This is a genomic window from Rhodococcus opacus B4 (assembly GCF_000010805.1).
Lineage (GTDB): Bacteria > Actinomycetota > Actinomycetes > Mycobacteriales > Mycobacteriaceae > Rhodococcus_F > Rhodococcus_F opacus_C.
In genome coordinates this window covers 4,391,522-4,405,578 of sequence record NC_012522.1, presented here as the reverse complement: position 1 = coordinate 4,405,578, position 14,057 = coordinate 4,391,522, and the positions used below count along the sequence as shown (strand labels likewise).

Here is a 14,057-nt window from a genome sequence, read left to right as displayed (position 1 = left end):
TTATTCGCACTGTCACGCGCGAGCATTCAACACTTGCTGAGGGGATCACATGACGACTGGTGGATACGACCCTAACGACAAACCCGAAGGTGGTGACCAGGGCGGATACCCCCCGCAGGGCAATCCTCCACCGCCGCCCGGCGGATATCCACCGCCCCCCGGAAATTACCCTCCGCCGCCGCAGGGACCGCCGCCCGGCGGATATCCGCCACCGCCTCCCAGCGGAAACTACCCACCGCCGGGCGGTGGTAACTACCCGCCGCCTCCCGGTAATTACCCGCCGCCGCCCCAAGGACCGCCGCCCGGCGGAAATTACCCGCCGCCGCAGGGAAATTACCCGCCCCCTCCGCAGGGACCGCCGCCCGGCGGATATCCGCCGCCCCCGCCGATGTCGGACTACGGCGCCCCCGGGCGGACGCCGGGACAGTTCTCCGTGGGCGACGCGATCGGCTACGGCTGGAACAAGTTCAAGGACAACGCGCTCATCTGGATCGGCATCCTGCTGATCGCCGCCGTCATCCAGGTGGTGCTGAACCTCGTCTTCGGCGGCTTCAGCACGTCGTCCGACATGAGCGCGGCGTTCTCGGTGTGGCGCATCATCGGCACGATCGTCACCACCATCGTCGGCTACCTGATCAACGCGGCGCTCGTGCGGGGCGCGCTGCACGAGGTGGACGGCAACAAGCCGGCGTTCGGTTCGTTCTTCCAGTTCACCAACGTCGGGGCGATCATCATCGCCAGCGTCATCATCGGTGTCGCCACCACCATCGGTTTCGTCCTGCTCATCATCCCCGGTCTCATCGTCATCTTCCTGACCTGGTGGACGCTGCAGTTCGTCATCGACCAGAACGAGGACGCGATCACCGGCATCAAGTCGAGTTTCCGCGTGATCTCGCAGAACGTAGGGCCGGTCCTGCTGCTGGCCCTGGCCCTCGTCGGCATCAACATCGTCGGTGCAATCCTCTGCGGTGTCGGACTTCTCGTCTCGATCCCGATCACGATCATCGCGTCGACCTACGCATACCGCGTGCTCACCGGCCGTTACGTCTCGGCCTGACCGTTCGCTCCCCACGGGTGAGCGTGCTCCCGCCCCTCTGGGCGGTAGCACGCTCACCCGTTTTGCTACTCCCGTCACTCGAGCCACTCCCACCCCTTGCGTAAGGTGCTCAGGCGTCATCCGAGACGATTCGAGGGGGAACACATGACTACTGGCGGATTCGATCCCAATCAGGGGCAGCCGCACTACAACGGGGCGGGGCAGCAGCAGTACGGGCAGCAGTTCGGCGCGCCGCCGCAGTTCGACTCGGCGCAGCAGTTCGGCACCCAGCCGTTCGCGCAGCCCGATTTCGGATTCAACCCGTCCCGGCCGGGCGAACTCCTTCCCCGCCTGGGGGCGCGGGTGATCGACGGCCTGATCGTGGGCATTCCGACGGCCGTGGTCACCATCGTCATCTCGCTGGTGCTGGGCACCTTCCTGGGCAGTGTCCTGGGCGCGATCCTCACCGCGGCCGCCGCCGTGGGCTACTTCGTGTTCCTCGAGACGACGCGGGTGCAGACCGTCGGCAAGCAGGTTCTGGGGCTGCGCGTCGAGGGCCCGAACGGCGGACTGCCCACCCAGCAGCAGTCGCTGACCCGGAACGGCTTCTACGTCCTCGCCGCACTCGGCGGGTTCCCGTTTCTCGGGTTCCTGTTCGGACTGCTCGGTTTCGTCGCGGCGATCGTCATCGCCGTGACGATCAACGGCAGCCCCACCAAGCAGGGCAAGCACGACGAGCTGGCCGGCGGCACGCGCGTCGTCCAGGGTTAGCCCGGGGGTCGGACCTGGCACGACCGATCCGCGCGGGTGAACGTACCTTTCAACGCCTCAGACCGGACAAAAGGTACGTTCACCCGTTCCTGATTCGCGCCCCTCCCCGTGCAGGTGCTTGGATGGCGGCGTGACAGCCTCAGATCAGCAGACCAAGCCAGACGACCACGCGACGTTCGCGCACGTCAGCCGGGGGTACTACCCCACGTTCGTCGCCCTGTTCACCGCGACGCTGCTGATCTCGAATATCTGCGCGACGAAAGGCGTCGCATTCTTCGCCGATTCGTCGCTCACGATCGGCCCGCTGCAGATCCTGCCGGTCATCACGGACGGCGGCTTCTTCCTGTTCCCGCTGGCCTACATCCTCGGCGACGTGCTCAGCGAGGTGTACGGGTTCAAGTCCACGCGTCGCGCGATCTACCTGGGCTTCGGTGCCCTGATCCTGGCCGCGTTCTGCTTCTGGCTCCTCATCGAGCTGCCGTCCGCCGACTTCTACGAGAACCAGGAAGCGCTGCGGTCCGTCGTCGGCGTCTACCCGCGACTGCTGCTCGCCGGGCTGGCCGGCTATCTCGTCGGGCAGATGCTGAACTCGGTGACGCTGGTCCTGATCAAGGAGCGGACCAAGGAGAAGCACCTGTGGGCGCGGCTCATCGGATCCACCATCGTCGGTGAGTTCGCCGACACCCTCATCTTCTGCTCCATCGCGGCCGGCGCGATCGGCATCAGCACGTGGAGCGATTTCGTCAACTACGTGATCGTCGGCTTCCTGTGGAAGACCCTCGTGGAGGTGCTGGTCATGCCGATCACCTACCGCGTCATCGCGTACGTGAAGAAGCGCGAACCCACCTACCAGCTCTGACCCCCACGTGAGTGGGAAAGTGTCCCCGAGGACGCTTTCCCACTCACGTGCGGTAGAAGCGGCCCAGCGTCTCGGCCTTGAAATCGTCGAAGTAACCGCCCTCGATGCTGGCGCGGATCTGATCGACCAACCGCACCGTGAAGCGTTCGTTGTGGATCGTGCACAACGTGGACGCCAGCATTTCCTTCGCCTTGAACAGGTGGTGGATGTACGCGCGGGTGTAGTTCGCGCACGTGTAGCAGTCGCAGTTCTCGTCGATCGGCGTGAAGTCACGCCGATTCTTGCTGGTGTTGATGTTGAACCGGCCGTCCGGGTGGTAGATCGCGGCGTTGCGCGCCACCCGCGACGGGTTCACACAGTCGAACGTGTCGGCGCCGTTCTCGATGGCCACGAAGAAGTCGTCCGGCTCGCTGATGCCGAGCATGTGCCGCGGCTTGTGCTCGGGAAGTTCCTCGTTGCACCAGCGGACGATGGTGCCCAGGTTCTGCTTCTCGAGCGCACCGCCGATGCCGTACCCGTCGAAGCCGCGTCCGCTCTCCCCCGTGATCGACTCCAGGCCCCGGCACGCCTGCCGTCGCAGGTCCTCGTACTGCGCGCCCTGCACGACCCCGAACAGCGCCTGGTACGGGCGGTGGGACCGCTCGGCGGTGAGCTTCTCGTGCTCTGCGATGCAGCGCACCGCCCACGCCTGCGTCCGCTCCACCGACTGCTCCTGGTAGCCGCGGGTGTTCAGCAGGGTGGTGAGTTCGTCGAACGCGAACATGATGTCGGCGCCCAGCTGATGCTGGATCTGCATCGACACCTCGGGGGTGAACCGGTGCCGCGACCCGTCCAGGTGCGATTTGAACGTGACGCCGTCGTCGTCGACGGTCGCGAGGCGTTCCTTGCCCTTCGCGATGACGTCGTCGGAGCGCACGCCGACCGCTTCCATCGCGAGGACCTTCTTGAACCCGACACCCAGCGACATGACCTGGAATCCGCCGCTGTCGGTGAACGTCGGGCCGTCCCAGTTCATGAACTTGCCGAGCCCGCCGGCCTCGTCCACGATGTCCGGGCCCGGCTGCAGGTACAGGTGGTACGCGTTGGCGAGCAGCGACTGCGCACCCAGTTCCTTCATGCTCTCCGGCAGCACCGCCTTGACGGTGGCCTTGGTGCCGACGGCCACGAACGACGGCGTCGCGATGTCGCCGTGCGGGGTGTGAATGGTCCCGGTGCGGCCCAGCTTCCCGTCGAGTCGGGTGCCGACGGTGAAGAACGGATCGGGCGGGGTCGGGACTACGGCATTCACGGGTGTATCCAATCACGCGCGACGTTTCCGCCGACACATCACTACTTCGTTCGAAAGTGGGTACAGAGAGTGAGACGATCCCATCCCCTCGACCGGAGGAACCGCCATGAGCGACGAGAAGACCGGCCATCGGATCGACAGGCGAACGTTTCTCTCGGGTGCCGCGGTCGCGGGCGGGGTGACCGTGATGTCGGGTCTCTTCGACCGTCGGGCGGACGCGTCGGAGACGCCGCTGCGTCGCCAGCCGAACAATTACGTGCAACCCAACATCGTGTTCATCGTCGTCGACGAGATGCGGTTTCCCCAGGTCTTTCCGGCCGGGATCACCACGCCGGACCAGTTCCTGCAACGGTTCATGCCCAACCTCTACAAGTTGTGGGCGCCGGGGGTGAAGTTCACGCAGCACTACACGGCCGGGGTGGCGTGCAGTCCGGGTCGCGCGTGTTTCGTCACCGGCTTGTACCCGCTGCAGAACTGGATGCTGCAGACGCGGACCGGTAATCGCGCCTCCCCCGTCCCGTCGCCCGCGATGGGCCGGGACTTTCCGACGTACGGCAAGCTGTTGCGGCAGGCCGGATACGTGACGCCGTATGTCGGGAAGTGGCATCTGTCGCCGTCGCCCGACGAGGATTCGGGGCTCGCTCCCGGCTACCTCGAGGAGTACGGGTTCGACGGTCTGACCATGCCCGACATCATTGGACTGAACGGTGAGGGCTTCGAATTCGACGGGCACATCGCCGACCAGGCCGCGGCGTGGTTGTCGACGCGTAAACCCTCCGACGGCCCGTTCTGCCTCACGGCGAGCTTCGTCAATCCCCACGACCAGCAGTTCTTCTGGGCCGGAACGGAAGCGGAACGCTATCAGTCGCTGTACGCGAACAACGTTCCCCCACTCAGCCCGGCCCGGACCTGGTCGGTGACCACCGGCGAGAGCGACCCGCCGCGGCTGGGTTTCCCGTCCGTGCCGCCGAACTGGGAACCCGAGAAGGCGCTGCAGTCGAAACCGAGCACCCAGGTGTTCGCGCGGGAGTTCCAGGCGCTGGTGTGGGGCGGCGTCACCGACGACGTGCAGAATCTGTCGAACTACTACCTCCAGCCGTACGGTCAGGGCACCGATCCCGACCGGCACATCGCGTTCGCGCCGTACACGTACTGGGAACGCGCGCTCGACAGTTACACGAACGTGCTGACGATGGTCGATCACCACATCGGCACGGTGATCGACTCGCTCCCGGAAGACGTCGCCGCCAACACCGTGTTCGTCATGACGTCCGATCACGGCGAATACGCCGGTGCACACGGTTTCGTGGCCGGGAAACTGTCCACCGCCTATGACGAGGCGTTCCACATCCCGCTGATCGTCGCCGACCCCACCGGGCGGTTCACCGGAGACACCGACACCCCGCGCGGGCAGCTGACGTCGAGCGTCGACGTGGTTCCGCTGCTCGCGACGCTCGGCCACGGCGACCGGAACTGGATGTCCGGGGACCTGTTCGCCACCTACGCCGAACGCGCCGACCTCCTGCCACTGCTCCGGAGCAACGCAGCGGCGGGTCGTGACCACGTCGTCCTCGCCACCAACGAGCATGCGCCGCAAGGGGTCAACTGGAACAACTCCCCCACCCATATCTACGTGCTGCGCACCCCCGAGGCGAAGGTCGCGGTGTACTCGAAGTGGCTGGGGCCCACGTCCTTCGTCGACCCCGCGTCGTTCCAGTACGAGTTCTACGACTACGCCACCGAACGGGGCCGCGCCGAACTCGACAACACCTTCGACCACGACCCGCGCGGTCCGGCCATGGCCGCCCAGCTGATGACCCAGTACCTGCCGACTCAGCTCGCCGCGCCGCTACCCCCGGCGTTCGCGCAGCAGAGCGCCGACGCGATGGCGCGCTACCTCGCCTACATCCAGCTCATCAACCGGTACACCCCCGGCGAGATCGACCGCGAAGGCATCGAGAAGCTGACCGCGTTCGGGGAGGTGTTCTGACCGCCATGGCAGGGAAAGTCGTTGCTGCCGTGCTGGTTCTGCTGCTGTGTTCGGGCGTGATGTCGGTCGCGTCCGCGCAGCCGGCCCCGACGGCGCAGTGCGCGTGGCAGTTCATGTCCAACTCGACCGTGCTGAACGTCGCTTTCCCCGACGCCAACGCGACGTACTGGGTTCTGCCCTACGCGTTGGCATCCGGCGACACCATCGAACTGAGCGGCACCTACCCGGCCGCCCGCTACTTCTCGCTCAACACGTACGGGACGAACTTCGACACCGTCGACACGTTGCGCGACAACCAGATCGGCCCCGACCCCGGCAGCGGAAACCCGTTCGCCGACGCGGCCGCCGGCGCCCTGCCTCCCACGCAGAAGCGTTGGCACGCGACGGTCATGACCGGTCCGGCCGACCACGCGCGCAACCAGATTCAGGCTCTGCCCACCGGTGCAGGCGCGCAGTCCGTGCCCGTCGGTTTCCTCATCATCCGGGTGTACGTGCCCGACGACCCGGCCTCGCCGACCGGCGGCGTCCCACTGCCCGACGTGACGCTGACGTCCGGGGGCCGCACGTCGCCGGTGCCGACGTGCGGATCCGAATTCGACCCGTCCGCCTACGACAACGGGCCCCTCGGACAGGTCGCGGAAGCCGGATTCGATCAGGTCATCGCGGGCGCCGCATCCGGGGCCTTCCCCGGGAACGTGCCCGAGGCGACCTTCGTGAACCCCGCGAGCACGTCCGGTCTGTTCCCCAACGGCGACAACAAGTACGTCGGGGCGGGGCTTACCTATCAGCCCGGGCGCATCGTCGTCGTGCAGGGCCGGGCGCCGACGTTCCCCGATACCCGTGCGGGACAACCCGTCACGGAACCCGGCCGCCAGGTGCGGTACTGGTCGATGTGCCAGAACGACCAGGTGTCGCCGTACCCGGTCGTCGCGTGCGCCGCCGACTTCCAGACCCGTACCGACAGCGAAGGCAACTACACGTACGTCGTCGCCGCACCGCAGGACGTCCCGGCCCGCGCCGCATCCGACCCCACCGTCACCGTCATCCCCTGGGGATCCACCGACGTCGCGAAGAAGGTGCTGTTCCTGCGGTACATGCTGCCGTCCGACGCCTTCTACCCGCAGTCGGTGCAGGCGTCGCAGAACAATCACACCGACCCCGCCACCACGATGGGTCCGTACTATCCGCGCTCCGCCTACTGCGACACCGCCACCTTCGAGGCCGGGGGCAGCACCGCGTGCCTGTGAGTACTTATTAACGTCCCGCGGTTGATAAGTACTCACGGGCGGTTACGCACTGACGAACTGGCTGTTGTACAGGCGGTAGTACGCGCCGCGGGTGAGGAGCAGGTCCTCGTGGCTGCCCTGCTCGACGATGCGACCGTCTTCCATGACGACGATGAGGTCGGCGTCACGGATGGTCGACAACCGGTGTGCGATCACGAAACTCGTACGATCGCTGCGCAGGACCGCGGTCGCGTGCTGCACGAGCAGTTCGGTGCGGGTGTCGACGGAACTGGTTGCCTCGTCGAGGATGAGGATCGACGGCTGCGAGATGAACGCGCGGGCGATGGTGATCAGCTGCTTCTCGCCGGCGCTGATGTTGCTGCCCTCTTCGTCGATGACGGTGTCGTAGCCGTGGGGCAGCGAGTGGACGAACCGGTCGACGTAGCTGATCCGCGCGGCCGCCTGGATCTCGTCCTCGGTGGCGTCGGGGCGTCCGTACGCGATGTTGTCGCGGATGGTGCCACCGAACAGCCACGCGTCCTGCAGCACCATGCCGATGCGGGACCGCAGGTCGTCGCGCGACATCTCGGCGATGTCGACGCCGTCGAGGAGGATCCGGCCGCCGTCGAGTTCGTAGAACCGCAGGATCAGGTTGACGAGGGTGGTCTTACCGGCGCCGGTGGGTCCGACGATGGCGACCATCTGGCCGGGTTCCGCGACCAGCGACAGGTTCTCGATCAGCGGCTTCTCCGGCGAGTAGCTGAACGACACGTCCGCGAACTCCACCCGGCCCAGCGGATGCGTCGGGGTCGGGGCCTCGGTGAGGTCGGGCTCCTCCTCGTCCTCGTCGAGGACGGCGAACACCCGCTCGGCGGACGCCACACCCGACTGCATGAGGTTGACCATGGCCCCGATCTGGGTGAGGGGCTGGGTGAACTGCCGCGAGTACTGGATGAACGCCTGCACGTCGCCGAGGCTCATGGTGCCGGACGCCACCCGCATGCCGCCGAGGACGGCGATGGCCACGAAGTTGAGGTTTCCGAGGAACATGATCGCGGGCATGATCAGGCCCGAGATGAACTGGGCCCGGTAGCTGGCCTGGTAGAGCGCCTCGTTCTGCTCCTCGAACCGTGCCTCCACCTCGCGGCCGCGGCCGAACACGGTGACCAGTTCGTGGCCCGTGTACGCCTCTTCCACGTGCGAGTTGAGCTCGCCGGTCGACTTCCACTGCGACACGAAGTGCGTCTTGGACCGTTTCGCGATCTGCGCCGTCACCAGGATCGACAGCGGCACCGTCAGCACCGCGATCAGCGCGAGCAGCGGCGAGATGACGATCATCATCACGAGGATGCCGATGACCGTCATCGCCGACACGATCAGCTGGCTCATCGTCTGCTGCAACGACTGCGAGACGTTGTCGATGTCGTTGGTGACGCGGCTGAGCAGGTCGCCGCGGGAGTGGGAGTCGAAGTAGCGCAGGGGAAGCCGGTGGATCTTCCGTTCCACCTCGGCGCGCAGGTTCTTCACGACGCCCTGCACGACGATGTTCAGCAGGAATCCCGACAGCCACATGAACACCGACGACCCCAGGTACAGGGCCAGCACGATCGCCAGCACCCGGCCGAGGGCGCTGAAGTCGATACCGACGCCGGGCACGACGGCCATCCCGGACACCATGTCGGCGAACGTGTTCTGGCCGTCGGCCCGCAGTGCGGCGACGGCCTGATCCTTCGACATCCCGGCGGGCAACTGCTTGCCGATGATGCCGTCGAAGATCAGGTTCGTGCCCTGGCCGAGCATGCGCGGCGCAATCGAGGTGAGGACCACCGACACGGCGGCGACGAGGAAGACGATGCCGACGATGATCCGGTGGGGACGCAGCCGCCGCAGCAGCCGCCTGGTGGACGGCCACAGGTCGTGCGGCTTGGACCCCGGGGCGCCCGGTGCGACCGGTCCCGGAATGCGGGGGCCTGCGGGCCGTTCGGCGGTGGTGGTTGCGCGATCGCTCATAGTGCTTCCTGGACCGATCGTTGGGATTCGACGATCTCGACGTAACACGGACAAGTCTCGAGTAGTTCTTCGTGCGTGCCGATTCCGACCACCGCGCCGTCCTCGAGAACCACGATCTGCTCGGCCTCCACGATTGTCGAGACACGTTGGGCGACGACGATGACGCACGCGTCCGAGGTCTCGGGCTTGAGCGCGGCGCGCAGCCGGGCGTCGGTGGTGAGGTCGAGGGCGGAGAAGGAGTCGTCGAACAGGTAGATCGACGGGCGACGCACCAGCGCCCGCGCGATGGCGAGCCGCTGCCGCTGACCGCCGGAGACGGTCGTGCCGCCCTGCGCGACCGGGGTGTCGAGGCCCTCGGGCATGGCGCGCACGAAGTCCGCGGCCTGCGCGATCTCCAGCGCCCGCCACAGTTCGTCGTCGGTGGCGTCGGGTTTGCCGTACCGGAGGTTGGTGGCGACGGTCCCCGAGAACAGGTACGGCCGCTGCGGGACGAGTCCGATTCCCGACCGCAGGACGTCCAGGTCGATGCGGCGCACCTCGGTGTCGGACACCGTGACCGCGCCCGACGTGGCGTCGATGAGACGCGGGATCAGCGACAGCAGCGTCGTCTTGCCGGATCCGGTGCCGCCGATGATCGCGGTGGTCTTGCCCGGTTCGGCGCGGAAGCTGATGTCGCGCAACACCGGTTCGTCGGCGCCGGGGAACTTGAACTGGGCGTCGCGCAGCTCCACCACACCCGGGTTCTCCAGCACGGTGACCGGTTCGGCCGGCGGGACCACGGTGGAGTCGGTGGCGAGCACCTCGCCGATGCGTTCGGCGCAGACGGTCGCGCGGGGCGCCATCATCGCGATGAACGACGCCATCATCACCGACATCAGGATCTGCATGATGTAGCTGAGCATCGCGGTGAGCGAGCCGACCTGCATGGTGCCGCTGTTGATCTCGTGCCCGCCGAACCAGATGACGGCGACGCTGGTGATGTTCGCGATGACCATGACGAGGGGGAACATCACCGCGGTCAGCCTGCCGACCCGCAGGGCGGTCTGGGTGAGTTGCTCGTTGGCGTCGCCGAACCGCTCCATCTCGGAGCGCTCGCGGACGAATGCCCGGACGACGCGGATACCGGTGATCTGCTCGCGCAGCACCCGGTTGACCCCGTCGATGCGGGTCTGCATCTCCCGGAACGCGGGCACCATCCGTGAGATCACGAAGCCCATGGACAGCGCGAGCACCGGCACCGTGACCGCCAGGATCCAGGCCAGCCCGGCGTCCTCCCGGATCGACATCACGACACCGCCGACGCACATGATCGGCGCCATCACGAGGATCGTGCAGCTCATCACGACGAGCATCTGCACCTGCTGCACGTCGTTCGTGTTGCGAGTGATCAGCGACGGCGCACCGAAGCGGCCGAACTCGCGGGACGAGAAACTCCCGACCTGATGCATGACGGCGCGGCGCACGTCGCGCCCGAAACCCATTGCGGCACGGGCACCGAAGTACACCGAACCGATCGAGCAGACGATCTGCACGACGGTGACGAGCAGCATCATGAGGCCCGTGGACAGGATGTACGCCGTGTCGCCCTTGGTGACGCCGTTGTCGATGAGGTCGGCGTTCAGGCTGGGAAGGTAGAGCGCGGCCGCGGTCGCGACCAGCTGGAACAGTACGACCGCCGTGAGTTCCCGCTTGTACGGGCGGAGGTACGTGGTGAGCAGGGCATTCAACATGGGCAGCAGCGATCCTGGCGGGTCATCATTATGTCCGAAGGTTACCAACAGAAACGACCGCAGGCCCGCGGATTTTCGGGGGCCTGCGGCCTTGTGAGTGGTTGAGGAGTCCAGGGACTCCTCAACCACTCACGGGCGCGAAGCGCCTACGAGCGACTCGTCCGACTCGTCCAGCACCTTCTCGAGCTTCTCGCCCTCGATGTCGACGTTGGGCAGGATCTTGTCCAGCCACTTCGGCAGCCACCACGCCTTGTCGCCGAGCAGTGCCATCACCGACGGGATGATCACCATGCGCACGACGAAGGCGTCGAAGAACACGGCCGCCGCCAGGGCGAAGCCGATCGACTTGATGAACGAGTTCGGCTCGGCGATGAAGGCCGCGAACACGGAGATCATGATGACCGCGGCGGCGCTGACCACCCGGGCACCGTGGTTGAAGCCGACGGTGACGGCCTGCTTCGCGGTCGCCCCGTGCACGTATTCCTCCCGCATCCGGGTCACCAGGAACACCTGGTAGTCCATCGCGAGACCGAACACGACACCGATCAGGAAGATCGGCATGAAGCTGACGATCGGCTGTGGGTTGGAGATGATGCCGCCCCAGCCTTCCTGGAACACCGCGACCGTGGCACCGAACGTGGCCGCGACGCTGAGGAGGAAGCCGAGGGTGGCGGTCAGCGGCACCAGCAGCGAGCGGAACACCAGCAGCAGCAGGAGGAACGCCAGGCCCACGACCACCGCGAGGTACGGGATCAGCGCGTCCTGCAGCGTCTCGGACACGTCGCCTTCGAGCGCGGTCTGCCCGGTGACGCCGTAGTTGACGCCGATCGAGTCGTGCAGATCCGCCTCCGCCCCGCGGATGTTGTTCACCAGATCCATCGTGGCGGGATCGCTGGGGGCGCTGCTCGGCGTGACCAGGATCTGCGCGGTATCGCCGGCCTTGTTCATGCCGACGACCTGGGCGTTGGACACGTCGTCCTGCGCCCTGATGGCCTTCACGACCTCACCGAACGCCTCCGACGGTGTGCCGGTGGTGATGTCCTTGGCGTCGACGACGACGAGCAGCGGGCCGTTCTTTCCGGGACCGAAGCCCTCGCTGACGAGGTCGTACGCCTGCCGTGAACTGGTGGCGGGGTCGCCGGTGCCCTCGCTGGGCAGGGCCAGGCTCAGGCCGGTCGCGGGAATGGCGAGTGCCCCGAGCAACACGACGCCGGCGATCAGCGGAATCGCGGGCCTGCGGACCACGGCGCTGATGTAGCGCAGGGCGAGGCTCGGCTTGCCCTCGTCGTCCTCGAGGTCACGACTGCTGAGGAACGGGATCTTGCCGGCGAACGCCTTCTTCCCGAACAGCCCGAGGATCGCGGGCAGCAGGGTGAGCGCGATGGAGACCGCGATGAACACCGTGAACGCGGCGGCCGCACCCATGTCGGAGAGGAACGGGATCCCGACGACGCGCAGGGCGATCAGCGCGATGATGACGGTGAGGCCGGCGAACACCACGGCGGAACCGGCGGTGCCGACAGCACGTCCGGCCGCTTCCGAGCGGTCGTCCGTGAGCGTGAGTTCGTGCCGGAACCGGGACACGATGAACAGTGAGTAGTCGATGGCGACGGCCAGGCCGATCATGATCGCCAGCGTGGGCGTCATCGAACTGAGGTCGGTGAAACCGGTGGCGACGGTGATGCCGAGGCTGCCGATCATGATGCCGATGATCGCGGTGATCAGGGGCAGACCCGCGGCGACGAGCGAACCGAACGTCAGCGCGAGCACGACGGCGGCCACACCGATGCCGACGAGTTCGGTGGCGCCGCCCGGCGGTTCGGCCTCGTTGGCGACCGAACCACTGATCTCGACAGTCAGGCCGGCGTTGCGGCCGGCGTCGGCCGCGGCGGAGACCTGATCGCGCAACGCCTGGTCGACGTCGCCCATGGCGCCCGTGAACGGCACCTCGACATAGCCGACGGTCTTGTCCGCGTTGAGCGGGGACAGCGCCTGCGCGTTCGCGACCGCATCCGCTTCGCTGATTCCCTTGTCCGCCGCGGTGGACTTCGCCATCTCGACGAGCTGCTCGTTCGCGGTGACAGGGTTGACCAGCGCCTTCGCGGCGTCGGCACCCGAAGCGGTGGCGGGATCGACCTTGGCCGCGTCCTGGACCTGTTCGATGCCCCGGACCTTGGCGAGGACGGCGTCCATCGCCTGCTGACTCTGCTCGCTCTCGAGCGTCTGCCCCTCGGGTGCGGCGAACACGTAGCGTGCGCTGACCGCGTTCATCGGGTCGCTGCCCGCGGCCTCGGGGAACCGTTCGGCCATCAGGTCCTGGGCCTGCTGCGCGGGGGTGCCCGGGATGGAGAACGAGTCCTTGGTGGGTCCGGACAGCGTGGCCGCGCCGACGCCCATGAGGACCAGGATCACCAACCAGACGCTGAGGACCGCGCCTTTTCGCCGGTAGGCGAATCTGCCGATCCGATAGAGATAGGTGGCCACGAGAGGCTCCTTGTGAGTCGGTGGAAACGAGGGGTGGTTCGGGTAGCCGGCTACGGCTGCGGGATTCCTTGCCGGAGTTGGCGCATGGCGTCGCGGACCAGTTCTTCGGGTCCGCTCGCGCCGGTCTTGCCGCTCCGCCACAGGTCGATCGACGCCTTGCACGCCGATCCGACCGCCATGTGCAGCAGGTTCGGGTAGAGGTCGGTGTCGATGTTCGTGCCGGTGCGTTCGGCGATCACTTCGCCGATGAGGCGGGTGACCCGGAGGTGCACTTCGAGCTTCTTCGCGAGCAGCGCCGGGCTGGACTCGACGAGTTCCATCATCACGGCGGTCTCTTCGAGCGGCTTCCCGGGAGCGGTGACGATCTGGACCACCACGTGCTCGAGAGAATCCCAGATCGGCTCGTCCTCGGGGCGCGCACGGAGGAGGTTCACCCAGTCGTGGACGGACTCCTCGAAGTGGGCCAGTACCGCCTCCTCCTTGCTGGAGAAGTAGTTGTGGAACGTCCGGGTCGAGACCCCCGCCTCGGACGCGATGGCGTCGGCGGTGACGCATTCGATGCCCAGCGCGCGGGCCAGGCGTGCGGCGGCACCGCTGAGGGCCGCACGCGTGGCGGCCTTCTTGCGGTCCCGCAGTCCGATTTCCGAAATCACTACTCCGACG

The 14,057-nt window shown here is 66.9% G+C and carries 10 protein-coding genes; 5 read left to right on the top strand and 5 right to left on the bottom strand.

Translation table 11 applies throughout. The features are described from left to right. Positions 1-49: 49 nt before the first annotated feature. The 3 genes from ROP_RS20310 (at position 50) to ROP_RS20300 (ending at position 2,666) form a co-directional block, all read left to right on the top strand. Positions 50-1,057, top strand: coding sequence for a hypothetical protein (locus tag ROP_RS20310; RefSeq protein ID WP_231868957.1), 1,008 nt, complete (start codon positions 50-52; stop codon positions 1,055-1,057). Between the two features lie 144 nt (positions 1,058-1,201). Next, positions 1,202-1,807 (top strand): RDD family protein, encoded by a 606-nt coding sequence (locus ROP_RS20305; RefSeq protein ID WP_012691286.1) that lies wholly within the window; start codon positions 1,202-1,204, stop codon positions 1,805-1,807. A 130-nt stretch (positions 1,808-1,937) separates the two neighbouring features. Beyond that, a complete protein-coding gene (locus ROP_RS20300) occupies positions 1,938-2,666 on the top strand; it encodes a queuosine precursor transporter (RefSeq protein ID WP_005248717.1) in 729 nt (242 codons plus the stop codon). A 43-nt stretch (positions 2,667-2,709) separates the two neighbouring features. Here ROP_RS20300 and tgt read toward each other — a convergent pair whose 3' ends face one another. Beyond that, positions 2,710-3,954: a tRNA guanosine(34) transglycosylase Tgt gene (gene tgt / locus ROP_RS20295; protein ID WP_012691285.1), complete on the bottom strand. Its 1,245-nt coding sequence runs from the start codon at positions 3,952-3,954 to the stop codon at positions 2,710-2,712. 106 nt (positions 3,955-4,060) lie between these two features. On the opposite strand from tgt, the gene ROP_RS20290 reads away from it, so the two are divergent. Further along, positions 4,061-5,944, top strand: a complete 1,884-nt coding sequence (locus ROP_RS20290; protein ID WP_012691284.1) for a sulfatase-like hydrolase/transferase — start codon at positions 4,061-4,063, stop codon at positions 5,942-5,944. 5 nt (positions 5,945-5,949) lie between these two features. Further along, positions 5,950-7,191, top strand: a complete 1,242-nt coding sequence (locus tag ROP_RS20285) for a hypothetical protein (protein ID WP_012691283.1) — start codon at positions 5,950-5,952, stop codon at positions 7,189-7,191. A gap of 42 nt (positions 7,192-7,233) precedes the next feature. Here ROP_RS20285 and ROP_RS20280 read toward each other — a convergent pair whose 3' ends face one another. The 4 genes from ROP_RS20280 to ROP_RS20265 form a co-directional block, all read right to left on the bottom strand. Next, complete coding sequence (locus tag ROP_RS20280; RefSeq protein WP_012691282.1) at positions 7,234-9,180, bottom strand: ABC transporter ATP-binding protein; 1,947 nt, start codon at positions 9,178-9,180, stop codon at positions 7,234-7,236. Further along, positions 9,177-10,910, bottom strand: coding sequence for an ABC transporter ATP-binding protein (locus tag ROP_RS20275; protein ID WP_012691281.1), 1,734 nt, complete (start codon positions 10,908-10,910; stop codon positions 9,177-9,179). The genes ROP_RS20280 and ROP_RS20275 overlap by 4 nt, the downstream gene beginning before the upstream one ends. A gap of 129 nt (positions 10,911-11,039) precedes the next feature. Then, on the bottom strand, positions 11,040-13,394 hold the full coding sequence (locus tag ROP_RS20270) for an MMPL family transporter (RefSeq protein ID WP_012691280.1): 2,355 nt from the start codon (positions 13,392-13,394) through the stop codon (positions 11,040-11,042). A 50-nt stretch (positions 13,395-13,444) separates the two neighbouring features. After that, positions 13,445-14,047, bottom strand: coding sequence for a TetR/AcrR family transcriptional regulator (locus tag ROP_RS20265; protein WP_012691279.1), 603 nt, complete (start codon positions 14,045-14,047; stop codon positions 13,445-13,447). Positions 14,048-14,057 lie beyond the last annotated feature (10 nt).